General features: G+C 68.6%; 15 protein-coding genes and 1 pseudogene. 8 read left to right on the top strand and 8 right to left on the bottom strand.

The features are described from left to right. Positions 1-775: 775 nt before the first annotated feature. The 3 genes and pseudogenes from SX243_13290 (at position 776) to SX243_13280 (ending at position 2,139) form a co-directional block, all read left to right on the top strand. A pseudogene (locus tag SX243_13290) lies at positions 776-937 on the top strand (RHS repeat-associated core domain-containing protein). Between the two features lie 111 nt (positions 938-1,048). Continuing rightward, entirely contained in the window at positions 1,049-1,753 is a 705-nt protein-coding gene (locus SX243_13285; protein ID MDY7093939.1) for a hypothetical protein, read from the top strand. A gap of 8 nt (positions 1,754-1,761) precedes the next feature. Next, entirely contained in the window at positions 1,762-2,139 is a 378-nt protein-coding gene (locus SX243_13280; GenBank protein ID MDY7093938.1) for a hypothetical protein, read from the top strand. A 337-nt stretch (positions 2,140-2,476) separates the two neighbouring features. Here the strand turns inward: SX243_13280 and SX243_13275 are convergent, their stop codons facing one another. Continuing rightward, the gene (locus SX243_13275; GenBank protein ID MDY7093937.1) at positions 2,477-3,190 is read right to left on the bottom strand and encodes an integrase core domain-containing protein; all 714 of its coding nucleotides are present in this window, start codon (positions 3,188-3,190) and stop codon (positions 2,477-2,479) included. A gap of 155 nt (positions 3,191-3,345) precedes the next feature. Further along, complete coding sequence (locus tag SX243_13270; protein ID MDY7093936.1) at positions 3,346-5,628, bottom strand: acyltransferase family protein; 2,283 nt, start codon at positions 5,626-5,628, stop codon at positions 3,346-3,348. 372 nt (positions 5,629-6,000) lie between these two features. On the opposite strand from SX243_13270, the gene SX243_13265 reads away from it, so the two are divergent. Next, on the top strand, positions 6,001-7,476 hold the full coding sequence (locus SX243_13265) for a hypothetical protein (GenBank protein MDY7093935.1): 1,476 nt from the start codon (positions 6,001-6,003) through the stop codon (positions 7,474-7,476). Between the two features lie 43 nt (positions 7,477-7,519). Here the strand turns inward: SX243_13265 and SX243_13260 are convergent, their stop codons facing one another. Continuing rightward, positions 7,520-8,989 (bottom strand): sodium/proline symporter, encoded by a 1,470-nt coding sequence (locus tag SX243_13260; GenBank protein MDY7093934.1) that lies wholly within the window; start codon positions 8,987-8,989, stop codon positions 7,520-7,522. 365 nt (positions 8,990-9,354) lie between these two features. Here SX243_13260 and SX243_13255 point away from each other — a divergent pair, with 365 nt between their 5' ends. Then, positions 9,355-10,218, top strand: a complete 864-nt coding sequence (locus SX243_13255; GenBank protein MDY7093933.1) for a hypothetical protein — start codon at positions 9,355-9,357, stop codon at positions 10,216-10,218. Here the strand turns inward: SX243_13255 and SX243_13250 are convergent. Further along, positions 10,180-11,148: a methylated-DNA--[protein]-cysteine S-methyltransferase gene (locus SX243_13250; protein ID MDY7093932.1), complete on the bottom strand. Its 969-nt coding sequence runs from the start codon at positions 11,146-11,148 to the stop codon at positions 10,180-10,182. The genes SX243_13255 and SX243_13250 overlap by 39 nt on opposite strands. A gap of 132 nt (positions 11,149-11,280) precedes the next feature. Between SX243_13250 and SX243_13245 the strand changes: the two genes are divergently transcribed. Continuing rightward, entirely contained in the window at positions 11,281-12,162 is an 882-nt protein-coding gene (locus SX243_13245) for a DUF72 domain-containing protein (protein ID MDY7093931.1), read from the top strand. A gap of 41 nt (positions 12,163-12,203) precedes the next feature. Here SX243_13245 and SX243_13240 read toward each other — a convergent pair whose 3' ends face one another. Continuing rightward, positions 12,204-13,451: a hypothetical protein gene (locus tag SX243_13240; protein ID MDY7093930.1), complete on the bottom strand. Its 1,248-nt coding sequence runs from the start codon at positions 13,449-13,451 to the stop codon at positions 12,204-12,206. 433 nt (positions 13,452-13,884) lie between these two features. On the opposite strand from SX243_13240, the gene SX243_13235 reads away from it, so the two are divergent. Then, positions 13,885-14,715 carry a DUF1206 domain-containing protein gene (locus SX243_13235; GenBank protein ID MDY7093929.1) on the top strand — a complete coding sequence of 277 codons (831 nt, stop codon included), beginning with the start codon at positions 13,885-13,887 and terminating at the stop codon, positions 14,713-14,715. A 14-nt stretch (positions 14,716-14,729) separates the two neighbouring features. Here the strand turns inward: SX243_13235 and SX243_13230 are convergent, their stop codons facing one another. Next, positions 14,730-15,548 (bottom strand): PhzF family phenazine biosynthesis protein, encoded by an 819-nt coding sequence (locus SX243_13230; protein ID MDY7093928.1) that lies wholly within the window; start codon positions 15,546-15,548, stop codon positions 14,730-14,732. 136 nt (positions 15,549-15,684) lie between these two features. Here SX243_13230 and SX243_13225 point away from each other — a divergent pair, with 136 nt between their 5' ends. After that, the gene (locus SX243_13225; protein MDY7093927.1) at positions 15,685-17,010 is read left to right on the top strand and encodes a tryptophan 7-halogenase; all 1,326 of its coding nucleotides are present in this window, start codon (positions 15,685-15,687) and stop codon (positions 17,008-17,010) included. Here the strand turns inward: SX243_13225 and SX243_13220 are convergent. Together SX243_13220 and SX243_13215 are read right to left on the bottom strand one after the other, a co-directional pair. Beyond that, entirely contained in the window at positions 16,977-26,204 is a 9,228-nt protein-coding gene (locus SX243_13220; GenBank protein ID MDY7093926.1) for a condensation domain-containing protein, read from the bottom strand. The genes SX243_13225 and SX243_13220 overlap by 34 nt on opposite strands. After that, positions 26,204-26,934, bottom strand: a 731-nt coding sequence (locus SX243_13215; protein MDY7093925.1) for a phosphopantetheine-binding protein, incomplete at its 5' end; no start/stop codon positions are given. The genes SX243_13215 and SX243_13220, both read right to left, overlap by 1 nt.

Below are 26,934 nucleotides of genomic sequence, written 5' to 3'. Positions count from 1 at the left end.
CAACGTCGCTGTCCGAGAATGCGCATTCTCCGACCTGGCCCTCGCGCGTCCCGCCTGGGGCCTGCGGCCTTTACATAATCGAAGACTATGCAAACTGGGTCCGGGCCAGGGAGCGCTTGTGGCGGCCGTCGGCGGTCCCGTCCGCCCCCTCGCAGGGGGCTCCCCGCAGCCCTCCACCGCACCGTTTTCGCCCCGCACGGCCGCCGTGGCCGGCGAGCGGGCCGCCAGGTCGCGGCCGCTCCCACGCGGCTTCCGCGCCCGCAGCTTCCGCCCACCCGCCCGCAGACACCCCCGCCCCGCCGGCCGGTCGCCGGCTTTCCTGCGCGCGGCGCCCTGCGGTCGCCGTGCTCGGGCCGCGCCCGGCCGGCTGCCGAGACCGAGCTCGTCCTCGACCCATCGCGAATGCAGCCTATCCGGGTGCTCGGCTGCGACCAGGGTGCCCTCGCTGGCGCTCGGCGGCTGCGCCGCCCTGGTCCCGACCTGCGCGCCCGGATCGAGCAGAACCGCGGCGATGGGGTCGGGTGCCTCCGGCGGGGCTCCGAGATCAGGTCGCCCTAGCCGACCCAGCCAGCCTTCCTTCTTTAGCCGCTCTGCCCGCGGTCCTGTCCTGAACCGATCCGGTGTAGCTCTCGAGAGAGCAGCTAAAGAAAGAACCCTCTGGCTCCTACCCTCGCCTCCGCCGTTTCGGCCTCCCTAACCGAAAACTCGTATCTGGGGTCTTGAGCTCGGAATCCATAGCGGCATCTGGATCAACGGATGCTAAGTCTCAGCAAGTATTAGGGCTTACGAATTCCGTAGCGACGAGCTCACGCCAGGGGACCTGAACCGCTACTACGACCCCGAGCTGGGGCGCTTCATCTCGGCGGACCCGCTCGGCTACGTCGATGGGCCGAGCCAGTACATCTTCGCGATGAACTCGCCGGTGGTGTTTGGGGATCCGTTGGGGTTGTACCGCGGGAGTCGCGAGGAGCAGGAGTGGGTTCGCCAGGATCTGGCCGCGGGTAGAGCGAGGCGGGCTCGTGAAGCACGGGAGTCGGAATTCAACGCTGTGTCGACCTTCCTTGCTGGAGTCGATCCGGACTACGACCTTCGCGAGGAACTAGGTCTGTACTTCAAAAGCCAGGGGCTCGGCCTCGGTAGGGTGTCTTCGAAGGTACAGCAATACCTTGGCCCTGCGGGAACCTGCCAGGGTGCGATTGAGGTGCTTCATTGTGGGATCGCGGATGCTTGGCCCGAGGTGGAGCTTCTGGAATACACGACGGTTGAGGTCACGGCCCTTCTCCTCGGTGGTGTTGAAGCGAGTGCAGCCGTCAGCTCTAGCGGCCTTTCGACAATGGCAGCGCGCAGTAGCCGCTCATTGGCTTCGGGGGCCTCTCGTAGAGCAGCAACTGGCAACTTCGCGCACCATGGGCTAGAGTTTCTTGATGATGGTGTTCGGATGGTTCCGAACGCTGGGCGACAGGTTGTCCCAAGGGCGACAGCGGGGGTAGCGCCGCGAGTCGCAAATGCGGCCAACCATGTCTTCGGTCCGAAATCGCTGGCGAAGCATAAGCTCGGGGGGGTACTCGACGCCTTCAAGGGCGACAGCGTTGCCGCCTTCAATGCGCTGGAAGGCGCTGCTCAGCAGCTCGCAAATCAAGGAGCGATCAAGGGAGTCTTCCAGACGACTGTGGAGGTCGCGGGCCAGACGGTGACCTTGCGCGGTGCGGTCGTGGAGGGGGTCGTCAAAGTGGGCACGGCATTTATTCCATGAGGGCGACCATGAAGCTAACGGAACTCGAAGCGTCCGTGCTCGGGCGTATGTTCGCCGACAATGAACTCCCGCCAAGGAGGGGCGAGCTTCATGCCGAGGCGGTCGATGTGGTCGACCGGGAGTTTACTGGCGTCGGATTCTTGACCGAGCTACGGCGCTCGCCGGAACTCAAACTGTTCAAGGATGGAGTTTCGATGCGCTGGGGGGAGGTCGGTGCGAGGCTCAACGCCACCAAGATCGAAACCGGCTATCTCGTCTATGTCGACAATGGCTACGTGACTGCGATCGAGGGATACACGTACGGAGACGAGTGGCCAGCGAAGGTTGAGCAGATTGAGTTCTACAAGTTGACATCTGGGACGGAGCTCGAGAATCCGCCGAGATAGCAGGGGTCCCGTCCACGGTGTCCACGGGTCACCTTGCACAAGAACTGGTGCGTTCCGTCTGACCCGCACCTCTCAGGTGTCCCGTCCACGCTGTCCACGCTCCGTCTGAGCTCATTGTCCCGTCCACGCTGTCCACGCTCCGTCTGAGCTCGTTCTGGGTGAATCTTGGCCGGAAGGCGGCTAGATCCCTGCAGAGAAGGCCTCGTATCCCGGCAGAAATCCTCTTCCTAGCGTCGCCTTCTCGCTAGTGCCGGGTTCTGCGACCTCCCTGGACGCTTCCTCCCTGTGGACACCCCGCCGGTGCCTGACGGTCTTGCATTTCTCCAGCCTCGTGCCCTCACCCAGAGGGCCAGTAGAAGCCTGAGAGCGCGCCGCTCCAGGCGCTGACCCATCGCGCCGTCCTTCGCCGGTTGTTCTCCTTCCCTCGCCAAGCCTCTGCGGGGGTGAGGCCCTCGAGGTTTTGGTGGGGGCGGAGGTGGTTGTACCAGACCCGGAATTCGGCGAGATCCAGCTGATCCACCAGGCCGTCCTCGCCGAGCTGGGGGCGGCTGCGTAGAGCTCGCTTGAAGGTGCCGAAGAAGCGTTCGATGCGGCCATTCTGCCAAGGGGCGAAGGGCGCCGTGCGGTGGTGGCGGATGCCGAGGAGAGCCAGGGCCCACGAGAATAGGCCGGAGGTGAAGACCGGCTCGTTGTCGGTCCTGACGATGCGGGGCTTGCCGAAGCGCTCCATGGTCTCGAGGAGAGCTCGAAGGAGCGTCACCGACCTCTTGGAAGGCAGAATCTCGAGGTCCAGACAGGCCCGCGAGCCGTGGTCGAGAATCCCGAGGATCGGTGAGGGTTCGTTCGTCACAGCGGTCAGGTCGAGAGGCCAGATGAGGTTGCGAGGAGCCATCCTCGGTTCTCGGCGCCGGATGTCGCGGCGGGCCCGCAGCACTTCCCGCTGTGCACCGCGAAGGACATTCGCCACGAAGCTCTTGCCAACGGTCATGTGCCGCCGCTGGTGGAGGTGGTTGAAGGTGATCGCCAGGCGCCGGCAGCCGGCCTTGGGCATCAAGGCTCTCAGTCGGACTGGAGACCGATCTCGACGGTGACGGTTCTCTGGAGTCCTTCTATCAGCCGCTCTCCGATCAGACCGGCAATCTGGTGGTGCTCTCCGGCAGCGGCGGCGAGAGGGTAGGGAGATGCGTACTACTCGCCCTTCGGTTCCTAGCAATGGCTCCGCGCGGATCTGACGCCGACGTCGGTGGTACAGGCGGGGGTGGAGAACAGTTCGCTGTTGTTCGAGTTTTCGAAGAAGGCCTCGGCACACCAGCTCGTGCCGACCTCAGATACCGCTCCCAATACCGCGCTTGCGGCGGCGTCGCTCCTGGGAGAGGTCCAAGGGAGAGGAGGTGGGGGGGACTGGGAGGTAGGCCCCGCCAGGGGGGCGAAGATTTGTTGGGCTTCCGGCAGCTGGCGCGCGACCGAGCCCAGGAGGATGGAGCCGTCCATGGTGAGGTGGCCGGTGTCGCGGTAGACCAGCTGGTTGTCGAAGTATCCGGAGCACATCTCCTCGTTGCACAGCAGGTCGCTGATGTCGAAGTAGGGGATGTCATTGCGTCGGGCGATGGCCTGGATGACGGTGTTGGCGTTGTCGGTGACGGAGCGGGGGGCGGCGGAGCGGCGGCGGCAGTCGAGGAAGGAGAGCTTGGCCCGCTTGCGCTCGCATTTGAGATCGATGCCGCTGATCCTCGGGACCCGGCCCAGAAGATAGAGCTCCTTGCCCTCAGCCTGGAGCTCGCGCACCGTTCTTTCCAGCTCGGCCTCGATCTCTTCCGGGTAGCGGGACAGGTAACTATCCCAATTGGCAGCGATGATGATTCGGTCGAAGCGCGGGAGGACGTCCCGTGCCGTCGCCATGGAGCGGCGGCAGTTCACCTTGCGGGAGGTGCGGACGAAGCGTTCCGGGCGGTCCAGTAGCGGGGGGCAGCCGCTGTGGGCCAGGTTGCGGAAGGAGAAGCTCAGCTCCTGGGCGATCTCTCCCAGAACACCGACGTAGTGGGCGGCGTTGGAGTCGCCCCAGAGCAGGGTTCGGGGCTCGTCGTTGCCGCCGATGATGCAGCGGTCCGTGCGGGAGAGCTCGTCGGTGACCCGCCAGCGCTGACAGACGAAATCCGCCTTCGCCGGGATTTGCTGGCGGGCGGAGGCCCGGGCCAGCTCCGAACGATATCGTTCGTCGTTCCAATAGGTTCCCAGACCGTCGGTGGCCAGGAGCAGGCCGGCGATGGTCAGGATCGCCGCCGTGGGAACGAGGAAGTACTTCCGGGCGACGGAAAAGAAGGGCGCGGTGTCCTTGCGGAAGGGCAGCTCGATGAATCGATAGGACAGGTAGGAAAGCACCGTGATGGCCAGCAGATTCCAAGCTTGGAGCGACGGGCTCAGGGGGCCGAAGGCATACTTGCTGAACGCCAGCAGCGGCCAGTGCCAGAGATAGATGGAGTAGGAGGCTCTGCCGATGCCCACCATGGTGGGGCGGCTGAGCAACCGGCTCACCAGGGTGGGGGATTCTGTGCCCGAGCCGCCGGGGGTTGATCCAGCGAAGATCACCAGCGCTGCCCCGAGGGTCACCGGCACGGCGTTGAAGCCGGGGAAGCCGGAATTGCCGTCCAGGGCGGCGATGCTCCAGGCGATGAGCAGGACGCCGAGACCGGCGCCGAGCTCCAGGCCGGTCCGGGCGAGGCTGTTGCCCGGCAGGCGTCCTCGGGTCCGGGACGAGACGCCGCCGGCGAAGCGCCGTACCGCGAAATAGCAGAGAGCGCCGGCGATGAGCTGGCCGGCGCGGGTGGGGAGCATGTAGTAGGCGAAGAGGGGATGGGAGATGACCAGCAGCTCTCCCACGACGAAGGAGGCCACCATGAGCACGACGAAGGCGGTGAGCAGGCGAGACAGCCGGTGTCTGGGCAGCCCCGCCAGCAGGAGCAGCGGCCACAGGAAATAGAATTGCTCCTCCACTCCTAGGGACCATAGATGGAGCAGGGGCTCGAGGCTCGCATCGTCGGCGAAGTAGCCGGTGTCCAAGGAGAAGGTGAAGAAGATGTTGGCGGCGAAGAGCTGGGCGCTGATGGCGGATTGGGCAAGGCGCTCCAGATCCGACGGCAGGAGGATCCAATGGCCCAACGCCAGCGTCCCGAGCACGACTCCGGTGAGGGCGGGCAGGATGCGCCGCATCCGGCGGCGGTAGAACTCCAACAACGAGAATCGGCCCGCGGAGATCTGCTCGGCGATGCTGCCGGTGATGAGGAAGGCGGAGATGACGAAGAAGATGTCTACGCCGACGAAGCCCCCCGGCGCCCAGCGGCCATCGAGGTGGAAGAGGACCACCGCCAGCACCGCTACCGCCCGCAGTCCGTCGATGTCGCGCCGGTAGGGCAGGGTGGAGGGGTTCTCCGCGGTACGCCGACGAGGCTCCTCTGTGCGCGGTACGGGGGCCGGTAGCGTCGCGTTGTCCAAGATCTTCTCGGTGGGTCTTCTTTTCGCCTAGGGCCTGGCTCTCGAAGTCCTTGGTCTCGATCCGGGGCTCCGGCGAAGTTGCGTCGTGCCCGCCGGGAAGATCGGTGCAGACGTCGGCAGCCAAGCATCCCGCGGCCTACCGAAGGACGATGAGGTTTGATTCCTGCCCCGAGATTAACATTGAGGGAGTCGCTGAGAGAGCGGCGGTGGGAGCCTCGGAGCGCGTCGTCCACGGATTCCCTTGAGGCCTGGCTCTCAGCGAAGTAATGTTGTTGCCTGAGTCAGAAACGAGACAGACGAATCGAGTGTCGAGCGAGCCTCGGGGTAGGTCGAGAAGGCCAGGTGGGCCAGGGGAAAGCAGGGCCATGGGTAATGAGTAGAGCTGCAGTGCGGAGGGCTCGGGCATCGGCGAGACGCCTGAACCTGGCGGCCTGGATGGTCGTGGTGGTGGTGCTGACGGCCTGTTCCGGCAGCGGTCCTGAGGGGCCTGAGACCCCGGTGCAGAAGGGAGCAGTGGCTCCGCCGGAAAGCCCATCGGAGGAAGGTCTGGAACCGCTGGAGGAAGACTGGCGTCCGGCAGGGAATGAGGAAGAGGCAGAGACGGAAGACGAGGGCGACCTCCAGGGAGACCGGGAGACGGCGTCGGAAGACGGGGATTCACCGACACCCGAGAACCCGGAGGTTCCCGAAGACTCTGGTCCTTCCGAAAACCAGGAGCCTTCCGAAGCCCCGGAAGAGGAGATCGAGGGTACCTTCTGGACCGAGATCGAGTGGGAGATGCCGCTGCACGAGGCTACGGACAAGCTCGAGGAGGCGAAGGCGGAGCAGGCGGAGGCCAAGGCCCGAAAAAAGCAGGCCGAGACCGTGGGGATTCCGGCCGCGAAGCTCGAGGAGATGGAGGCCGAGGAGCAAGGGGAGGACGAGTTCAGTCTGCGGGAGCTCTGCCGGCAGAAGTCGCCGGAGGACGAAACGACACTGGATAAATCCCGCCGGCGGGTGCACGAGACCTTCTGTGGCGCCACTCTATGGCTCGACGGGCTCTTCGGTGGCGTGGCGGACGTCGAGAATGCCCGCGAGGTCTCCGGCCGCATCGAGGTGACCCCCATCTACAGCGAGGCGGAGGGCACCGACGTCGATGTGCGGGTACGGGTGAACTACGACCTGCCGACGCTGGAAAACCGGGTCAACGTCTTCTTCGGCCGTGACGACGAGGAGGAGTTCGTGCAGGACCGGCGGGAGGATTTCCAGCAGCGCTCGTCCCTCTTCGACGTCGATCGGGACGAACAATGGCTGGCGGGCTTTGGCTACCGGCCGCCGGGTCGCTGGAACCAGCGTCTGGATTTTCAAGTCGGGGGCAAGCTGCGCTCGGCGCCGGAGATCTTCGCCCAGGGCCGTTGGCGGCGCAATGTCTTCGTCGGTGAGCGCTCCGTGTGGCGGTTGCGGGAAACCGTCTTCTGGCAGAATCGGGACGGTTTCGGCTCCACCACCCGTGTCGCTCTGGACCACCTGCTGAGCGACAAATTGCTCCTGCGCTGGAGCAACATCGGCACGATTCATCAGGAGAGCGACGGCCTCGAGTGGCGCACCACCGGCCTCCTCTACCGCAATCTCCAGAGCGGTTCGGCCCTGGCCTATGAGTTCTTCATTCGCGGTGCCACGGAGCGCGAGGTGCCGCTGCGGGAGTACGGGCAGCGGGGAGTCTACCGCCGGCCGCTGAAGGACCGTTGGCTCTTCGGCGAGCTCATCGTCGGCTACACCTGGCCGCGGGAACAGTCGGATATCGAGCGCGAGGGATCGATGCTGGTGGGGGTCAGCCTGGAGCTGCACTTCGGCCGCGACCCCTACTGAGGTAGCGATCTTCCCAAGCCGTGGCCCAGGACCACTCTGGTGCCTAACCCTCCATGATCCGTAGCGCTTCGTCGGCGGAGGCCGGCGGGCGGGTCATCAGACTCACCGCCACCGTCGCGAGAGTGCTGGCCACGAAAGCCGGGATGAGCTCGTAGAGCAGGCCGGAGAGGGCCGGGGTCTGCTTCCAGACGATGGTGACGACGGTGCCGGTGATCAGCCCCGCCACCACCCCCGGGAGGGTGGTGCGGCGCCAGAAGAGAGCCAGGATGGAGGTCGGCCCGAGGGCGGCGCCGAGGCCCGCCCAGGCGAAGAGCACCAGCCAGAAGACCAGATCCTGGGCCAGGAAGCCGAGGATCAACGAGAGCAGCACCAGCAGCAGCACGACGCCCCGGCTGAGCAGCACCAGTCGCCGTTGGGGCACCTCCCGGCCCCGCCGCAAAACCTTCTCGTAGACGTCCCGCACCACCGCCGAGGCCGCCACCAGCAGCTGGGAGTCCGCCGTCGACATGATGGCGGCGAAGATGGAAGCGATGACCAGCCCGAAGAGCACCGGGTGCAGGATCTCGCCAGCGAGGAGGGGATAGAGATTCTCAGGATCCGCATCCGGGAGCATCTCCACGGTGGGATACCAGGCGCGGCCCACCAAGCCGATGAAGAGCGCGCCCCAGGCCATGATCACATTCCACACCGTCCCCACCACCGCCGCCCAGCGCAGCTGCTCGGCGTCGTCGATGGACATGTAGCGGGCCAGGATGTGGGGGTTGCCGGGGGAGCCCAGGCCGATGCCCAAGAAGCCCAGGAGAGCACCGGCGGTGAGGGCCATGGGATCGAGGAGGCTGGGGTCCAGCGCTGCCAGCTGCTCCATCACTGTGGTGAAGCCGCCGCGGGCACCGAAGGCCACCGCCGGCACCGCCACCAGAGCGACGATCATGAAGCAGGCCTGGAGGGTGTCCGTCAGGCTCACCGCCAGGAAGCCGCCGAGGATGGTGTAGAGCAGAATGATGCCGGCGGTGATCAACACGCCGGTGGTTTGATCGAGGCCGAAGCTGGCGCTGAAGGCCTTGCCGCCGGCGACGAATTGAGCCGACACGTAGGGCACCATGAAGATCAGGATGATGCCCACCAACAACACCCGCAGTCGGCCGCTACGATCTTCGAAACGGTCGCAGAAAAAGTCCGGCACGGTGACGCAGTCGTGGGTTTCGCTGAAGCGGCGCAGCCGCCGGGCGTAGAAGAGGAAGAGGAAGAGCTCCACCACGATGTAGCCCACCACCGCCCACACCGCCGAGACGCCGCGAGTGTAGGCCATGCCCGTGACCCCCAGCAGCAGCCAGGCGCTGCGCCCGCTGACCACCGCCGAGAGGGCGACGACGAATCGATTCATGCTTCGGCCGCCGATGAAGAAGTGGCTGACGCCGCCGGAGGAGAAGCGGGTGGCGTAGACACCGATGGCCACCACCACCACCAGATAGGCGATGAAGGAGGCGAGGGCCAGGCCGCTGGCGGTGACCATCACAGCTTCCTCCGAGGAGTCGCCGAGGCCAGCAGCACCGCGCCGGCGATGATCGCCAGCGGCAGGACGAAGAGCACCAAGATCACGGGTAGCATGGAGGGTATTCTAGCGGCTGGAAGTCAAGGGGGAGCAGGGGGGTGATGGTGGGCTCGTGCCCCCCGACTCGCGACGAGGCAACCACTGTCGGTAGGGTGGGCGCCAGCCCACCTCCTCGGGAGGCGATTTGCGGGTCAGGACAGGGCGCCCAGGCCGGGTCGGCTTGCTCTGGGGGCTGCTTTGATGGATCATCACGGCACGCGCCCTTCGTTCATCTCCGCAGGTCTTGACCTTCGCGCCACGGCCACGATCCGACCTCTTCAATCCCGATGTCTGCAGCACCCTCCCCCAGCGCCGCCCCGCCCGAACGCCCCGGCAAGGCCATGGAATGGTTCTCCGGCCAGCTCTTCCGCGCTCTGGCGCCGCGCCTGCCGCGGGTGGAGATGCCCCGGCCACCACGGGCGCTGGAGCCGTACGAGCTGCTCACCATCCCCCGCAAGGGGCGCGGTGGGTCCCTCGGCGGCACCTGGTTTCCGGCTGCCAATGCCGGTTCGGGTGAGGTCCGCGGTGCCGTGCTCATGATGCCGCCGTGGATGGAGTGGGGGCGCTCCTACTTCCACCGCCGCGGCCGCATCGTGGCGCTGCGGGAGGCGGGCTACCATGTGCTCACCGCGGATTTCAGCGGCTTTGGTGCCAGCAGTCCGCCCCAAGGCTTCTTTGACCGCGATGTGGCGGACGCTCTCGCGGAGCTGCGTCGGCGGGGAGCGGGGTTGCCCCTGCACTTCTGGGGGGTCAGCTCCGGCGGCCATTGGGCTCACCCGGTGCTCAGCCGCGAGGAGGGCGTTCTCGGCGCCTTCTTCGAGGACGTCTCGCCGCACCTCATCGAGTGGTCGCGGAACACGCAGCCCTTGGGTCTGCCGTTCTACAAGATTTTCCAGCACGTTACCCGCTCGTCCTACCGTTTCATGGACATGCGCCGCCACGCTCCTCATTTGCGGGTTCAGGCGAAGGCCTATGTCAGCGGTGAAGACGACCGCGGCGTGCGCCCCGACGACACCCGAGCCCTCGCCCGTCTCGCCGGCGGCGAATGTCTCATCGTCGAAGGCGCGGACCACCTGGGCTCCATCCGCACCGCCAATCAGCAGATCATCGACCTAGCTTTGGATACCTTCCGCCGGGGGGGCGGCGCCTAGCTCTCGCCGCGCGGCCTCCCAACCCAACAGAGCCTGCTTGCGGATGGTGCCCCAGCGGTAGCCGCCCCAGTCGTAGGTCGTGGATGGGCCCAGGGCTTGGATCACCCGATGGCAGGGGATCAGCAGCGCCACCGGGTTGGCGCCGACGGCGCGGCCGACGGCGCGGGCGGCGCCGGGGCGACCGATGGCTTGGGCGATCTGTCGATAGGATGCGGCGCCGCCGGCGGGGATGCGCAGCAGCGCCCGCCATACCTGCAGCTGGAAGTTGGTGCCCTGGACCAACAGCGGGGTGACCTCGGTGGGGCGGCGCTGCTGGAGATCCAGCAGGCGCCGAGCCCAGCGGTCGGTGGCTGCTTGGTCCGCCTCCAGCGCGGCGTCCGGCCATTGCTCGGCGAGGGCCTTCAGTTCCGGGCCCAGCAGCTCCGAGCCCAGCAACTCCGGCTCCGGTTGGGGCGGCAGCCCGGATTCGCTGTCGGCATCCGGCAGGAACGCCAGCCGGCAGATTCCCCGCTCCGTCGTGGCGAGGAAGATCGGGCCGAAGGGGGTGGCGTGGCAGCCGTAGCGGATCACCAGCCCTTCCCCCCGGCGCTTGTAGTCACCGGGGGTCACCGCTTCGAGGCTGACGAAGTGGTCGTGGAGGCGGCTGGGGCCGGAGAGACCGCTGTCGAGGGCGGCGTCGAGGAGGCTTGCCTGCTGATCCAGCAGCTCCTTGGCGTGCTCGACGGTGAGGTATTGGAGGAATCGCTTGGGGCTGACCCCGGCCCAGCGGCGGAAGAGCCGCTGGAAGTGGAAAGGGCTCAGCCCGACCTCCGCCGCCACCTCCGCCAGCTCCGGCTGGCGCTGGCGGTGCGCTTCGAGGAAGGCAAGGGCCGCTTCGACCCGGCGGTAGTCGTCGCCGGAGGGCGGCGGTGGGTTGGAAGTGGGCGTCATGGGGGCCTCGGGAGCAGAGTGCAGCTGTGTGTTCATGCAGCCAGCCTAGTCGCCGGCACCGGGGCGAGCCACCCGAATCTTGCGCTGCCGCCCCTCGTAGGCCCGGCAGCGGGGTAGCGATAGAGTCACCCTATGAGCGTCTCATCCTACTTCCTGGGGCTCCCGCTGTGGGGGCTCTCGGATTGGCGCGGCAATCTCTACAGTGCCGACGCCCGGCCGGCGGATTTCCTGCGCCAATACGCTCGCGTGTTCAATACCGTGGAGGGCAACACCACCTTCTACAGCGTGCCCACGGCAGAGACGGTGGAGCGCTGGCGCGAGGCGACGCCGGCCAGCTTCCGCTTCTGTTTCAAATTCCCACAGCGGATCACTCACGAGCTGCGCTTGCGCGGTGCCGGTCGCGAGACCACCGAGTTCCTGCGCCGCATGACGCCCCTGGGAGAGCGGCTGGGGCCGTTCATGATCCAGTTCCCGCGGGCCTTGGGACCGTCGGATCTGGATCTTCTAGGAGGTTATCTGGGGAGTCTGCCGGAGGGCTTTCGCTACGCCGTGGAGGTGCGCCACCCGGCGCTCCACCGGTCGCCGGGATCGGCGGCGCTGTCGCGGGTCTTGCGCCGGCTCGGTGCCGAGCGGGTGATCATGGACACCCGAGCTCTGCGCGCCGGGGATCCCGACCACCCGGACGTCGCCGCCGCCCGCCATGCCAAGCCGGATCTGCCGGTGGCGCCGGAGGTCACCGGCCGCCACCCGCTGGTGCGTTGGGTAGGACATCCGTCGGCGGCGGTGAGCGATCCCTGGTTGGAGGATTGGGCGCGAGTCCTCGGGGCGTGGATTCGCGGCGGCTGGCAACCCTACTTCATGGTCCACTGCCCCAACAATCTCCACGCACCGCCCTTCGCCCGCCGCTTCCACCGCATGCTCGCCGGCGATCTCGACGTCGGCTCCCTCGCGCCCTGGCCCGGGGAAACCGCCGAGACCGCCGACGGCCAGCTCAGCTTGCTGGGACCGTTCTGAGACCTGATCCGAGTACCCGGCGGGGGATCTTTGGCGAGCCATCAAAAGGTCTGGAGCGCGCCCAGATCCTGCTCGATCATCGGCACCGGGCTGTAGACGAAGCGGTCGCCGTCCACGTTGCGTCCCCACAGAATGCCCTCCAGCTGCACCGTGGTTGCGTCCAGGCGGCTGAACACCGGGGAGCCGCTGTCGCCCCCAAAAACTCCCGCGTCGACCCAGTTCTGGCACAGCAGGGTGATGGAGCTTCCGTCGATGTTGACGTTGGCGCAGGTGGTGGAGAGGGGCCCCTCGGTCCAGCCGGTGGTCCGCCCCACTTTGTGCAGGGTAGCCCCCAGCACCGAGGCGGTGGAGGCGTCCGAGACGATGGTGAAAGTGGGCTGGAGGTCGTCGATGGTGGTGGAACCGGAGGAAGGATCACTAAAGGTGGTGCGGACGATGAGGCCGAGCTGGGCGGCGACCCAATCCTTGTAGCGGGCGAAGGCGGCGTCGCTATAGCGGCAGACCCGGCCGGCGGGGCAGGGGTCGTTGATGAAGAACTCCGGATCGACGATCTCCAGCGCGAAGAGCTCAGGGCTCACCAGGTCCGTCGGCTGGTACAGCTCGGTGTCCTGGACGCCGCCGATGTCGTTGGTGCAGTGGGAGTTGAGGATGAATCCGAAGATGCCGTCGCGCTGAGCGTTGAAGCCCAGAGTGCAGGGGAAGTCGAGGGTGCTCACCTGGATTCCTCCCGCCGGGCTGGGGAAATAATCTTCCAGCTCCTGCGCTTGCACCACCGGGGACACGACGCGCACCTCGACGATGCCGTCGAGGCCGCGGCTGCTCAGCTCCGCGCTGATCCGTGCCGCCGCGAGGCCGGAGCCGACTCCCACCACGACCCGGTTGCGGCTTTCGTCGAGGTCGCTGAACACGACTCCCGGCAGCCCTTGGAGCTCCGCCAGCACTCGATCCGCCGCGTCCTGTAGTTGAGCGAAGGAGTAGTCCGCCGCCAGAGCGCGGTAGCTCAGGCCTGCCAGCAGCGGTGAGGCCGCCGCCGAATCCTGCAGGTAGATCTGGAGGCTACCGTCGGCGCCGTAGAAATGGCCACCGTAGCCCGGCACGGTGGCGGCGAGGTCCAGGGTCTGATCGTCGAGGGTCCAGATGGTGGGCGTAGCGGCGGTGGCCGGACCGGCTTGGGCTAACGGCGCCAGCCAAAGTTCGGCGGCGAGGAGGAGGGCGGCGGCCATCAGAGTCCGGACGACTCTGGAACTCGTGAGGTGGGCACAGCAATCCAGGGGGAGGGTCGAGAACATGACGAGGTCTCCTGTAACGAAAGACAGAAAAAAATCCTGAGCATCGTGCTGAGTGCCCAGGCCGGGCTGTCTTGGCCCGGCCTGGACCCGCTGCGACAACTCCAGGAGTCACACAATTCCCCGCACTTTAGCAGAGGTCGATATCTGCCAATGGATATATTGAAAAATTCATTGTCGCGTAACATCGCGGCTTCCGCCGACCCTTGAGGGTTGGGTATCGACGACGGCGGAGCTTTGGAGTTCCTTCCTGCGACGGCGGGAGGAATTACAAGCGAGAGGGCGGAAATCCGGGGTTTTGCGGGCTTTTCGCCCTCATTTCGCTTGTTTCGGTGGCCGCTGACAGCTGGAACGGGGTTTGCTCTTTGAATAGCCAGGGAAGAACGAAGATTTCAATGGTCACGAATCTGCTCTGACCACTTTCGAGGAGACCCGAATGAGAACTGAATCAGTCATGAACGTCGGTCCAGTCGCGGACGTCGCGGATTGGATTCCGCTGGCGGCCCGTATCGGTTATGCGGCCAAGGGAGTGGTCTACACTCTCATCGGCCTCTTCGCTGCCCGGGCGGCAGTGGGGATTGGAGGAGGGGTGGAGAGCTCGGAGGGAGTTTTGGTGACTATCCTGCACCAGCCCTTTGGACGGATCCTCCTCGCGGTGATGGCCCTCGGTCTCGCCTGCTACGCCTTCTGGCGCTTCGTCCAGGCGATCAAGAATCCGGAAGGCAGCGGCGACGGCGACCTCCAGGAATGGTTCCAGCGTGCCTACGCTCTGGGCAGCGGTCTCCTGCACACTTCCTTGGTGCTGGGTGCAGTGGGCTTGGTCGTCGGCTCCGGCGGTCCCGGCGGCAGCTCGACCGAAAGCAAAACCGCCGAGCTCATGAGTCAACCCTTCGGGCGCTGGTTGGTGGGCGGCGTGGGCTTGGTGGTCCTGACCATCGCAATACGCCAGTTCTACCGCGCTTACAAGGCCAGCTTCCGCAAGAAGATGCGATTGCACGAGATGTCCGCCAAGGCGCGCACCTGGTTCGAGCGCACCGCCCGCTGGGCTCTCACCGCCCGGGGATTGGTCTTCAGCGTCATCGGTGGGCTGTTGGTGATGGCTGCGCTAAAGGTGGATCCTTCCCAGGCCGCTGGCTTCAAGGAGGCCATGCGCACCCTGGAGTCCGCCGCGTACGGCGTCTATCTCTTCGGCTTCACCGCTTTTGGGCTGCTCTTCTACGGTCTGTTCCAATTCGCCAAGGCCAAATACCGCACGATTCAGGCCTGAGCTCCGCGGTCTGGTCAGGAGACGCTGACCGTGCCCTGCAGGTACAGCACCGCCGCCCCTCCAAGCGTGACCCGATCCCCCTCGTGGCGGCAGCGCACCGTGCCCCCGCGGCGGGAGATCTGCCGGGCCGTCAGCTCCTTGCGGTTCAGTTCCTTCGCCCAATAGGGAGTCAGCACGCAGTGGGCGGAGCCGGTGACCGGATCCTCCGGTACTCCTGCCCGGGGAGCGAAGAAGCGGGAGACGAAATCGGCGTCGCCATCCGCTGAAGCCGCGAGGGGTGAGCCGCCGCCGCGGGCGGTGACGATGACCCCGCGGCATTCCACTTTCGCCAGCGCGGCCAGATCCGGCTGCATCGCCGCCACCGCTTCGGGGCTTTCCAGCACCACCAAGAGATCCTCCGCCGAGCCCAGCACCGTTTGCACTGGCGCCCCCAACGCTTCCACCAAGCCCGAGGGAGGGCTCTGGACTGTGGGGGGACGAGCGGGGAAGTCCATCTCCAGCAGGCTCTCCATCCTCCGCACTCTCAGCTCGCCGCTCTGGCGGGTGGCAAAACGCACCACATCCTCCCCATAGTCCAGTAGAGAGAAGAGCACGTAAGCGCTGGCCAGGGTGGCGTGACCGCAGAGCGCCACCTCGACGGTGGGGGTGAACCAGCGCAGCTCGAAGATCTCCCCCCGGGGCACGAAGAAGGCGGTCTCGGAGAGATTGTTCTCCGCCGCGATGGCCTGGAGCAGCTCGTCGCCGAGCCACTCGTCCAGCGGGCAGACGGCGGCGGGGTTGCCGGAAAAGAGGCGGTCGGTGAAGGCGTCGACCTGGTAGAGGGGGAGTTCCATGCTGAGTCTCCGAGGGGTTGGCTGGGAAACGGGGGCGTAGCGGCTGCCGCGATTCTACCGCGTCGGCCTTCGGTGGTCGTAGCGCTTCGGACCGACTGCTCTTCTAGGATTCGCCGGGTTTCTATACTCTTGGCCCATGGCTCCAGCTCAGACGCAAGGACCGCCGACAGAACCCCGGGCGGTGATCCTCGGTGGAGGTACCGCCGGTTTCATGGCGGCGGCGCACCTCAGCCATCATCTTCCGCGGTGGCGGCTGCTCCACGTCTTCGACTCCGGCTTGCCGTCCCTGGGAGTGGGGGAGGGCACCTTGCCGAGCTTCCCTCCCTGGCTGCGCTCGATGGCCGGGGTGGAGATGCCGGCGCTGGCGGAGCTCTGCGACGCGACCTACAAACTGGGGGTGCGCTTCGAGGGCTGGGGTCGGCACCGCGAGGTCTTCTTCCACAACTTCGGCGCCGGCAGCTATGCGTTGCATCTGACGGCGGAGCGGCTGCCGGCACTGCTGGCGCGGCACATCCGCGCTACCCGGCTGGACGATCGGGTGACGGCGCTCTCCAGCGACGGGCGCCGGGTGCGGCTGGAGCTGGCCTCCGGCGGCGCGCTGGAAGCGGACTTCGTCTTCGATGCCCGGGGCTTTCCCTGGGCCGAGCTCGACGATCAGCACCGACTCCCCGGCATCCCCACCGACGCCGCCCTGCTGCGCCGGGGTCCGGTGAGTGGCCTCACCGGCGGCACCCGGGCGGTGGCGCGGCCCCACGGCTGGATCTTCGTCATCCCCCTGGCCCACCGCACCTCCTACGGCTACATCCACTGCCGCGAGCTTTCCTCGCGGGAAGAGGTGGCGGCGGATTTCGATCACTTCCTCAGCGAGGAAGGGCTGACCACCGAGGGCGAAGAGCGCCTCCTTCCCTTCCCCAACTTCCGCCGCCGCAGCCTCTTCGACGGCGCCCTCTTCCGTCTGGGCAATGCCGCCGCCTTCCTCGAGCCCCTGGAAGCCACCGCCATCGGCTTGATCCTGCACCAGCTGCAGGTGGCGGGCCACTGGCTGCGGGACGAGCTGGTGGGAGTGGGGGGAGAGGCGAAGTGGTCGGCGGAAGTGCTGGCGGAAGTGAACCGAGAGCTGACGGAGACGGTGGACGCCGTGGGCCTCTTCGTCGTCTGGCACTACCGCGCCGGATCGGTCTACGACACCCCCTTCTGGTCCCATGCCCGCGCCGAGGCGGCAGACGCTCTGGCGAAGGCCGAGGGCACCCCGGTGGGGCATCGCTTCCAGACCCTGCTCCGCGCCGCCGCAAGGCTCTCCCGGTCGGCGGTAGAGAAGATCCGCGATCCTGAGACCTACCGTCAATCCATCCTCCCGCACCTCGAATCGGTACCGGACGGTGACCGCGGCTTCGGCGGCTTCGACGCTGCGAGCTTCGCTCAGGTGGGTTATGGGCTGGGGCTGTTGGACGAGGGCGAATAGGTCCGCAGCAGCCGCGCCAGGGCCTCTGCGTGGGGTGGATCCACCATGTCGCCGTGACTGCCGGCGACCCAGACCACCTCGACCTGCGCGGCGATGTCGCCCCACCCCAGATCCTCGGGAACGTCGTAGAGATCTCGGTCCTGCTCCGGGCGAAGCAGCAGGAGAGGGCCGGCGTAGGGCGGTTGGAGGGTCTCCTCGGGCCGCCAGGAGCGCTGGGCGGTGCGGCTGGCGTGGGTCACCGCCAGGTAGCGGCGGGCCTCCGCCAAGCCGAAGTCCGCCGGTAGCAGGCCGCGGTGGCGGACCAGATCGATGAGCCAGCGGAGCGCTTCGTCCTCGTCGCTGCTGTTGGCGATCTGCCGCTGCCACTGCTCCCGTTCTTCGGCGCCGATCTCCAGCCCCGGGAAGAGCTCCTCCGGCGAGGCTGCCCAGCGCTGTTCCCGAGGCGCCGGCAGGGGATAGCGGGGGCCCATGTCGAGCACCGAGAGCAGCGCCACCTCCTCTCCGGCGGTCTGCAGGTGCCGGGCCAGCTCGAAGGCCACCAGTCCGCCGAAAGACCAGCCGGCGAGGCGGTAGGGGCCGGGAATCTCTTCGGTCCGGATCGCCGCGGCATAGAGCTCGGCGAGGCGGCCGACGGAGCTCACCGGCTCTTCGCCGGCCTCCAGCCCCGGCGCCTGGACGCCGTAGACCGGCGCGTCGAGATGCTGGGCGAGGGGCACGTAGGGCAGGGCCGAGCCGCCGCCGGGGTGAACCCACAGCCACGGCGCCCCACTGCGGTGCCGATGGGAAGGGGGACGCAGGGTGACCAGGCGAGAGCGCGGCTCCGGTGCCGAAGCTCCGGAGGCCCCTCGGCGGCGGACGGCAGCGGCGAGGGAGGCGGGGGTGAGTCCACCGTAGAGATCCGCCAGGGCCAAGTCCACGCCGAAGCGGTCCCGGACCTCACCCACCAGCCGCACCGCCAGGATCGAGTGTCCGCCGAGGGCGAAAAAGTCGTCGTTCATGGTCACCGACGGCAGCCGTAGCAGCTCCTGCCAGAGGTGTAGCAGCTCCAGCTCCAGCCGATCTCGGGGATCTCTGCCGACGGCCGGCTCTTGGTCGGGTTCCCGTGCTGGACCTCGGGCTGGCGGCTCGACGAGGAGAGAAGATTCTTGCTCCAGCTGACGCGACTCTCCCGGGCTCAGCAGGGGTAGCTCCGCCAGTGCCGTGGCGGGCCGCTCCAGTCCCGCCGCCAACAGGCGCTCCAGCTGCCGGGCGAGGCGCTCGGCGGTGGCGGCATCGTAGAGCTCGGCGCGGTATTCCAGCACCAGTTGCATGGCGCCCTCTTCCCCCTCCGGCGTCCACAGCCAGGAGAGATCGAAACGCGCCGCCGCCGGCTCCGGCGGCAGCGGCTTCCACTCCAGGCCGGGGAGCTGGAGCGCCTCGGTGGGGGCGTCCTGGGGCGCCAGCATGATCTGGAAGAGGGGAGTGCGGTGGGCCTCCCGACGCGGGGCGAGGGCCTGCACCAGGCGGTCGAAGGGCACCGCTGCAGCGTCCAGGGCTTCGAGGGTGGCCTCGCGAGTCTTCCGCACCAGGTCGCCGAAGCTCGGAGCGGCGGCGCTGGGCTGGGGTTCCAGATTCACCGTCAGCACCAGGACGTTGACGAAGACTCCCACCAGCTCCTCCAGCTCCGGCGCCGAGCGTCCGGCGTGGGGCGTGGCAAGGACCGGCCGGGGGCTGCCGGTGAGACGATGGATCAATGCGAGGAAAGCCGCCGACAAGACCATGAAGGGAGTCGCCCCGTGCTCCCGAGCCAGCCGCCGCAGACCGCCGGTGATGGCCGGCGTCAGCTCTCCGGCGCGCCTTCCCGCCCGGGAGCTATGGATGACGGAGCGCTGCCGGTCCCCGGGGATCTCCGGCGTCTGCTTCGGCAGGGTGCGTCGCAGCCGCCGGACGGTCTCGTCGAGCTGGGACGCCGAGCCTTTGGAGCCCTCGAGGACCGCCTGCCGTTGCCACAGGGCGTAGTCGACGTAGCTCACGGGTGTCGTCGGTAGAAGAGGTGTTGGCGGCAGGAGAGAGGGACCTCCGGCGTCGCCCCGCTCCAACGCCCGCCGGTAGGCGGTGATCAGATCCCGCGCCAGGATGCCCAGGGCCCAGCCGTCGGCGGCGGCGTGATGCAGGGTGAGGAGCAGCCGGGCGCGGCTGCCGGCGCCGGGGAGCAAGAGCAACAGAACCCGCCACGGCATGTCTTCTTCCAAATCGAAGGGCCTCGCCGCCTCGCGGCGCTGGAGCTCCAGCGCTTCCGCCTCGGCGTCCACCAGCTGCCGCAGGTCGATGCAGGGCGCCGGTACCGGCGCCGCAGGATCCACCCGCTGATAGGGAAGACTGGAGGCCTGGGCCGGCAAGGTCGTGCGCAGCACCGCCTGGCGCTGGGCGACGGAGGTGAGGGCGAGGCTTAGAGCTCGAAAGTCGAGCTCCCCCCGCAGCTCGAGGGCGAAGGGCATGTTGTAGGCGGGGGAGTGGGGCTCCAGCCGCTGAAGGAACCACAGGCGCTCCTGGGCCGGCGCCAGCGGCGGCTGCTCGGGAATGGGTATCGAACCCAGGGCCGGCAGTTGGGAGTCCCGGGGCCTCAGCTCCCTCCGCAGCTCCTCCAGGCGCCGGGCGAAGGCATCCAGCCGGGGTGCTTCGAAGATCAGGCGCAGGGGGAAGGAAACGCCCAACGAGCTCCGCAGCCGTGCCTGCAGCCGCGCCGCCAGCAGCGAGTGGCCACCGAGGTCGAAGAAGTGCAGGTGGGGGTGGGGAGGTCGATCGAGATCGAGGATCTCGCCCCAGGCCGCCGCCACCAGCTCCTCGGTGGCGGTGAGGGGACGGGTGGGAGCTACCAGTCCTTCCAAAGCATCGGATCCGCCTTCCAAGGACGGGAGCGCCCGCCGATCTACCTTGCCGCTGGCGGTGCGCGGCAGCCGCGGGAGGATCGACCAGAGGGTGGGTACCAGCGCCGGGGGGAGCCGCTGGGCGACCCAGCGCCGCAGCTCCGAGCCCGTCTCCTGGGCAGTCGGCTGCAGCTCGACAAAGGCCACCAGCTCCCGGTCGGCGCCGAAGTCATGGTCACCGCGGGCAGCCCGGGCTTCCACGGCGGCGAGGGCTACCGCCGGATGCCGGGCTAGCGCCGCCTCCACCTCCGCCGGCTCCACCCGGCGGCCACGGATCTTCACCTGACGATCCCCCCGGCCCACGAAGACGACGGTGCCATCGGGGCGGTATCGGCCCAGGTCGCCGGTGCGGTAGAGCCCTTCTTCTCCAGCGGGGAACCAGCTCTCCGTCTCTCCCAAGTAGCCGCGGGCCAGGAAGCGGGAGCGCACCACGATCTCGCCCCGCTCTCCCACACCGGCACCACTGCCGTGGCGGTCCAGCACCAGCAGCTGCACGCCATCGATGCCCCGCCCCAGGGGGCTGCCGTCGGATCCCTGAAGATCCTCCGGCAGCCGGTGGAGCTCGTGCCAGGCGATGCCCTGGGGAGTCTCGGTGGTGCCGTAGAAGCCCACCAGCCGAGCCTTTGGAGCCAGACGGCGGAAGGCGAGGGCGGTGGTCACCGGCAGACGGTCGGCGGCGAAGCAGACTAGACGCAGCTGGGGAAGATGATCCTTCTCCGCCGCTGCCGTCACCAGCAGCTCCGCCGTCGCCGGCGTCAGGTGCAGAACCGTGACCCCGGCCCGCTGAAGGCCTTGGAGGAGCTCGGCTCCATCCAGAGGGCCGCCATTCCCCGAGGCGTCTTCGCTCGACGGCGGTATCCACAGCGAGCCGCCGGCGGTGAGGGGCGCGAAGAGATCCCGCAGCACCGGATCGTGACCGACGCCGGAGAGCAGGGTCCAGCGGTCCTCGGCGCCGAGGGCGAAGGTCTGCCGCTGCCAGGCGAGAAAGTGAGCCAGTGGCTCGGGGCCGGAGACCACGCCCCGGGGTTCGCCGGTGGAGCCGGAGGTGAAGAGGATGTGGGCTTCCCGCTCCCGGGTGCTGGGAGCCGGCGGGGCATTCCCGTGGCCCTCGACGGCCTCCTCCTCGACCCGGGAAGGCCAGGGGCCGTCTTCCGGGTCTCCCAGGGGCAGCAAGATCTCGGGCAGCGCCGGGCCTTCCCGGCTCGCCTCCTCCAAGGCCTGGGCCGTGCCGCCGCCGGTGAGGTCGAGGAGCGCCGCCGGCCGGGCCTGGTCGAGGCAGCGGAGCAGCCGTGGAAGGGGCTCCCCGGCGTCCAACAACACCGTCGCGGCGCCGCATTGCCAGACTCCCAGTACCGCCGGAGCCAGGCCGCGGGAGCGCCGTCCCAGGATCCCCACTCGTGCCCCCGCCGTGAGCCCGGCGGTGCGCAGAGCCGCGGCCAGGGAGCGAGCGGCCGCCATCACCTCGGCGTAGGGCAGGGTGCGGCCGGCAGCGTCGACCAAGGCCGAACCGCGAGGATTCGCCAGCGCTACGGCGGCGACGGATTCTTCCACCGTCTTGTCCCTTGGCGTCCAGGCCTGGGAGGCCGCCTCCGGCCGCGGCAGGGGAGCTTGGGGATCCGGCAGACCGTCTCCCGACACCGCGAGGCGGAAGTGGGAGAGAGGGGTCTCCGGCGCCGCCACGCTCTGCTCCAACAGGCTTTCCAGCTGCGCCACCACCACCTCCATGCGCCGGGGGTGGAAGAGGGCTCGGTTGTAGACTAGGTCCAGGCGGATTCCGCCGTCGGGAGCGTCGGCGGCCGGGGCGCGGACGTAGAGAGTCCAGTCGAGCTTCGCTCCCGGCTCCGCCGGACGCAGCTCGCGCACTTCCAGGTCGCCCAGACCGAGGCCGCCGGTTGGGGCGCCGGCGGGAGCCTCCAGATGCTGAACATTGAGCAGCACCGAGAAGAGGGGCGGTCGGTCCGGGTCCCGGTCCGGTGCCAGCTCCTCGAGAAGGGCCTCGAAGGGAGCGGCGCTGTGGCTCAGAGCTTCCGTAGTGGTCTCCTGCGCGCCCTGCAGGAAGCGCTCGAAGGAGGGATCGACGGAGGCGTCCAGACGCAGCGCCAGCATGTTGACGAAGCAGCCCAGGGTTGCCTGCACCTCCGGCCGGTTTCGCCCGGCGACGGGGGAGCCGATGATCAGGTCTTCGGGCCCGGCGAGGCGGTGCACTAGCGTTCCCAAGATCGCCAACAGCCAGGAGAAGAGGGTGGTGTGACGTTCCCGGGCGGCTTCCTCGAGACGGCGGCAGAGGGCCGCATCGAGGGTTCGGCTGGCGCGCCCGCCACGATAGTCACCGCCCCGTCGCTCGCCGTCCGCCGGCAGGTTCACCGGCGGCGGCGCTGACTGCAGCTTCTGGCGCCAATAGTCCAGGTCCCGCTGCCGCTCCCGAGCGCCGCCGCCGGCGGCCTCCCAGCGGGCGTAGTCGGCGTATTGCAGCGCCGGTGGTAGCTCCGCGGCGAGCTTCGCCACCGCCGGCGGGTCGAGCTGCGGACGATAGAGCTCCGCTAGCTCCCGCAACAGCAGATTCAGCGACCAGCCGTCCATCACCGCGTGGTGGAAGTCGAGGAGGAGAGCATGGCGGGAGCGCTCCAACCGCAGCAGGAGGGCCCGGAAGAGGGGGCCGTGGTGGAGGTCGAAGGGAAGCTGGGAGAAGGCTTCGATCAGTCGCTCCAACCGATTCCGCCTCGCCGCTTCCGGCAGACCTCCGAGATCGACCGTCGCTGGAGAATCCGCTGCCGGCGGTGCCACTCGCTGCACCGGTCCCCCCTCCTCCTTCCCGGCGGGCACCGGCAGGGAGGTGCGCAGGGCTCCATGGCGCCGTCTCAGGGCGGTCAGCGCCGCCGCCAGCAGGCTGGGCTGTAAGGGCCCCCGCAGCTCCAGGGCCAAGGGGATGTGGTAGCTGCTGGAGCCGGGCTGCAATTGCTCCAGGAACCACAGTCGGCGTTGGGCGGCGGTGGCGGGGAAGGTGCCGCCCCGGTGGGTGGCGGGATCAGGTTGGAGGCTCTTCGGCACCGTCTCTGCGATCGCCTCCTCGGTCGCTGGATCGGAAGCCGCCGCCGCGATGCGTCCGGCCAGCAACTCCAGGGTCGGAGCCTCGAAGACCGCCGCCACCGGCAGCTCGACTCCCAGCTCGCGCTGGACGGCCGCGACGATCCTCGTGGCCAACAAGGAATGCCCGCCGAGGTCGAAGAAGTCCTGGTGGCGGCCCACGGCGGGCAGCCGCAGCACGTGCCTCCAGATTTCCGCCAGGCGCTCCTCGGTAGAACCCCGGGGGGCAACCTGCTCTCCACCGCTCTCTTCCTCCCACGGATCCGGCAGCGCTCGGACGTCGAGCTTGCCCTGAGAGGTGAGGGGCAGGGTGTCGAGCTCGACGAAGACCGCCGGCAGCATGTAGGGCGGCAGGTGCCGGGCGAGCCACTGGCGCAGCTCCTGGCTCGCTTCGAGCTCTTCCGAGCTCGTCTCCGGCACGAAGTACGCCGCCAGCACCAGGTCGTCAGCGCTGCGCTGTCGAGCCAGCACCACCGCCTGGCTCACCGCAGGATGGCGAGCGAGCACCGCCGCCACCTCTCCCGGCTCCACCCGGAAGCCCCGCAGCTGCACCTGGGCGTCGCCGCGGCCGCGGTAGAGCAGGCTGCCGTCGGAGGCCCTTAGGGCCAGGTCGCCGCTGCGGTAGAGGCGGGCGCCGGGGCGGCGGGAGAAGGGATCGGGGACGAAGCGCCGGGCGGTGAGGGCCGGCCGGCGGTGATAGCCCCGGGCCAGCCCCGCGTCGGCGTGGGCACCGCCGACGGCGAGCTCGCCCACCGCCCCCAGGGGCACCGGCCGCAGCCGGGAGTCCAGCAGGTACACCGCCAGGTCGTCCAGGGGCCGGCCGATGGCGGTGGTGCCCTCGGCGATCTCCATCACCTCGTCCTCCGGAGGTCCTTGCTGGTGGTAGGTGACGTGCACGGTGGTCTCGGTGATGCCGTACATATTGACCAACCGGGGCGGCTCCGAACCTTCCTCCGGAAAGACCCGGAAGAAGGCCTCGACGGTTTCCCGGGGCAAGGCCTCGCCGCCGCAGACCACGGAGCGCAGGGTGGTCGGGGGCCGCTCTTGGAATTCGCGGTCGGCGAGGAGCATGCGCAGCGCCGAAGGGGTCTGGCTGAGCACGGTGATTCCTCCGTCCCGCAGCAGGCGGGCGAAGGCCTGGGGATCGCGGGAGGTTTCGTAGGGCACCACCACCAGCCGGCTGCCGTGGGCCAGGGCACCCCACAGCTCCCAGACGGAGAAGTCGAAGGCGTGGGAGTGGAAGAGGGTCCATACGTCGTCGCACCGGACTTCGAAGTGCCGGCCTGCAGCGTCGAAGAGTCGAGCGGCGGCGCGGTGGGAGACGACCACCGCCTTGGGCCGGCCGGTGGAGCCGGAGGTGTAGATCAGGTATGCCGGGGCTTCGGGATGATGGCCGAAGCCGAGCGCCTCGGCGGAGCCTGCTTGGAGATCGTCGAGGATCAACCGTCGGCGCTCCTCCGGAGTTTCCGGATCGAGGGGTACGTAGGGCCTGCCGGCGGCGGCGGCGGCGAGGATGGCGGCGACCAGGCCGAGGCTCCGGGGCTGATCGACGATTACCGGCCCGGGGGGCGCTGCTGCGAGGCTCCGCGCCTGGTCGAGGGCCCGGCGGTACAGCTCGCCGTAGCTCCAGGTCTCTTCCCGGAAGCTGATGGCGGGGGCGTCGGGGTGGCGCAAGGCATGGTCCTCGAAGCGCTGCCAGAGGGAGCGGTGGCGATAGCCTTTCTCTTCTGCTCGAGTCTCCACGGTGAGCTGGTGGCGTTCCGCCGGCGACAGCAGATCGAGAGCGGCGAGGGGCTGGGTGGGTTCGGCCAGGGCGTCGGCGGCGAGGCGCAGCAGGTGGCCCTGGAGGCGCTCCACGGCGTCGGCGCTCCAGCGCGCCCGGGCGTGCTCCCACTCGCCCCGGTAGCCGCCACCGGACTCCTTGCCCAGGGTCAGCAGCAGCTCCAGCTTCACCGCGCCGGTGGCCACCGGCAGGACCCGGCAGCTGAGCCCCGGCAGCTCGAGCTCCGGTAGCTCGATGCCCTGGAGGGAGAGCGCCGCCTGGAAGATCGGCGGCCGACCCTGGCGCCGGGGGGCGATCTCTTCCACCAGCCGCTCGAAGGGCACCTCCTGGTGGTCGAAGGCCTCCAGCGCTGCCTCTCGGGTGCGGGCGAAGAAGTCGGCGAAGGAGCTCTCCGGCGTCGGCTGCAGCCGCATCGCCAGCATGTTGACGAAGCAACCCACGGTTTCCGCCACCCCCGGGGCCTGGCGCCCCGCCACCGGCGTGCCGAGGGCGAAATCCCTCTGCCCGGTCCAGCGGTGGAGCACGGCGCCGAGGGTGGTCAGCAGGACCAGGAAGGGGGTGCCGTGGTGGCGGGCGGCGAAGCGCTCCAGGTCGCCGGCGAGGCCTGGTGGCAGGGCCGCCGGACGGGTGCCGCCGGCCGCTGCTTCCTGCTCCCGGGAGGTGGCTGCCCGCGCCGGCAGGTCGAGCTCGGGAGCTCCTTCGAGGGCCCTCCGGCGCTGGGCGAGGGACTCGTCCAAGGCTCCCGCCGCCGCCTGCTGCCGCTGCCAGACGGCGAAGTCCGCATAGTCCACCGGCGGAGCGGGCAGCTCGCCGCCGCCACCTCCGTAGAAGGCTCCCAGCTCCCGCACCAGGATGGCCATGGACCAGGCGTCGGTGGCGATGTGGTGTAGGCAGAGCACCAGCCGATGGCGGTGGGCTCCCCGCCGCAGCAGCACCCCCCGCAGCGGACGGCCGGTGCTCAAATCGAAGGGTAGGGTGGCGACGGCCTGCTGGAGGATCTCTCCTTGGGCCGCGGCCGATTTTTCGGGCAGGCCCCGGAGGTCGACCACCGGGAGCAGCGCCGCCGCCGGGGGCACCGGGGCGACCACCTGCCGCGGCTCTCCCTCCTGCTCCAGGATGCGGCTGCGCAGGGCGCCGTGGCGTGCCGTTACCGCCGCCAGGGCACCGGCGAGCCTTGCCGGGGAGAGCTCGCCCTCGAGATCCAGAGCGATGGGAATGTGGTAGCGGGCGGTCCCGGGCTCCAGGCGCTCCAGGAACCACAGCCGCCGCTGGGCGAAGGAGAGGGGGGCGGGCTCGCCGTGCTTTCCCGGCTCGCGTCGGGGAATTGCCGGGGCGGTCTTCTTCCCGGTGCCCTCGCCTTGCTGCTCCTGGCGCCGGCGGAGCAGCTCCCGGCGTTTGGCGTCGAGGTCCAGGAGCCCCATCAGCGAGGCACCTCTTCCTCCAGCTCAGCAGCCACCTCGTCGTCGGAGAGGCTGAGGATCTCCAGCAGCGCTTCGGCGTCGGTCTCTACCGCCTCGCCACGCTCCCGGCGCAGAGCCCGGGCGAGGCCGGCAACGGTAGGTTGTTCGAAGAGCTGGCGGATGGGCAGCTCCACCTCGAAGGTCTCGCGCACCCAGGTCAGCACCTGCAGAGCCAGCAGCGAATGGCCGCCGAGATCGAAGAAGGAGTCGTCCCGGCCCACTCGGGGGACCTGCAGCGCTTCTGCCCAGGCCTGGGCCAGCACCTGCTCCAGGGCGCCCTGGGGTGGCAGATGGCTTGAAGAGGGAGCGGAGGCTTGCTCTTCTTCCTCCCACGGATCCGGCAGCGCCCGGACATCGAGCTTGCCCTGGGAAGTGAGGGGCAGGGCGTCGAGCTGGACGAAGACCGCCGGCAGCATGTAGGGCGGCAGGTGCCGGGCGAGCCACTGGCGCAGCTCCTGCCTCGCTTCGAGCTCTTCCGAGCTTCTCTCCGGCACGAAATACGCGGTCAGCACCAGGTCGCCAGCCAGGCCGTCAGCGCTGCGCTGTCGAGCCAGCACCACCGCCTGGCTTACCGCAGGATGGCGAGCGAGCACCGCCGCCACCTCTCCCGGCTCCACCCGGAAGCCCCGCAGCTGCACCTGGGCGTCGCCGCGGCCGCGGTAGAGCAGGCTGCCGTCGGAGGCCCTTAGGG

The organism is Acidobacteriota bacterium, from assembly GCA_034211275.1.
In the GTDB taxonomy this organism is placed as follows: domain Bacteria; phylum Acidobacteriota; class Thermoanaerobaculia; order Multivoradales; family JAHZIX01; genus JAGQSE01.
Note: the sequence above shows the minus strand (reverse complement) of the source record. Positions and strands in the feature narration are given on the sequence as shown.

Excerpts from the sequence above, each read along its gene's own strand:
- SX243_13280 (MDY7093938.1), top strand. The coding sequence starts at position 1,762 with ATGAAGCTAACGGAACTCGAAGCGTCCGTGCTCGGGCGTATGTTCGCC.
- SX243_13275 (MDY7093937.1), bottom strand. The coding sequence starts at position 3,190 with ATGCCCAAGGCCGGCTGCCGGCGCCTGGCGATCACCTTCAACCACCTC.
- SX243_13265 (MDY7093935.1), top strand. The coding sequence starts at position 6,001 with ATGAGTAGAGCTGCAGTGCGGAGGGCTCGGGCATCGGCGAGACGCCTG.
- SX243_13260 (MDY7093934.1), bottom strand. The coding sequence starts at position 8,989 with ATGGTCACCGCCAGCGGCCTGGCCCTCGCCTCCTTCATCGCCTATCTG.
- SX243_13255 (MDY7093933.1), top strand. The coding sequence starts at position 9,355 with ATGTCTGCAGCACCCTCCCCCAGCGCCGCCCCGCCCGAACGCCCCGGC.
- SX243_13250 (MDY7093932.1), bottom strand. The coding sequence starts at position 11,148 with ATGACGCCCACTTCCAACCCACCGCCGCCCTCCGGCGACGACTACCGC.
- SX243_13245 (MDY7093931.1), top strand. The coding sequence starts at position 11,281 with ATGAGCGTCTCATCCTACTTCCTGGGGCTCCCGCTGTGGGGGCTCTCG.
- SX243_13240 (MDY7093930.1), bottom strand. The coding sequence starts at position 13,451 with ATGTTCTCGACCCTCCCCCTGGATTGCTGTGCCCACCTCACGAGTTCC.
- SX243_13235 (MDY7093929.1), top strand. The coding sequence starts at position 13,885 with ATGAGAACTGAATCAGTCATGAACGTCGGTCCAGTCGCGGACGTCGCG.
- SX243_13230 (MDY7093928.1), bottom strand. The coding sequence starts at position 15,548 with ATGGAACTCCCCCTCTACCAGGTCGACGCCTTCACCGACCGCCTCTTT.
- SX243_13225 (MDY7093927.1), top strand. The coding sequence starts at position 15,685 with ATGGCTCCAGCTCAGACGCAAGGACCGCCGACAGAACCCCGGGCGGTG.
- SX243_13220 (MDY7093926.1), bottom strand. The coding sequence starts at position 26,204 with ATGGGGCTCCTGGACCTCGACGCCAAACGCCGGGAGCTGCTCCGCCGG.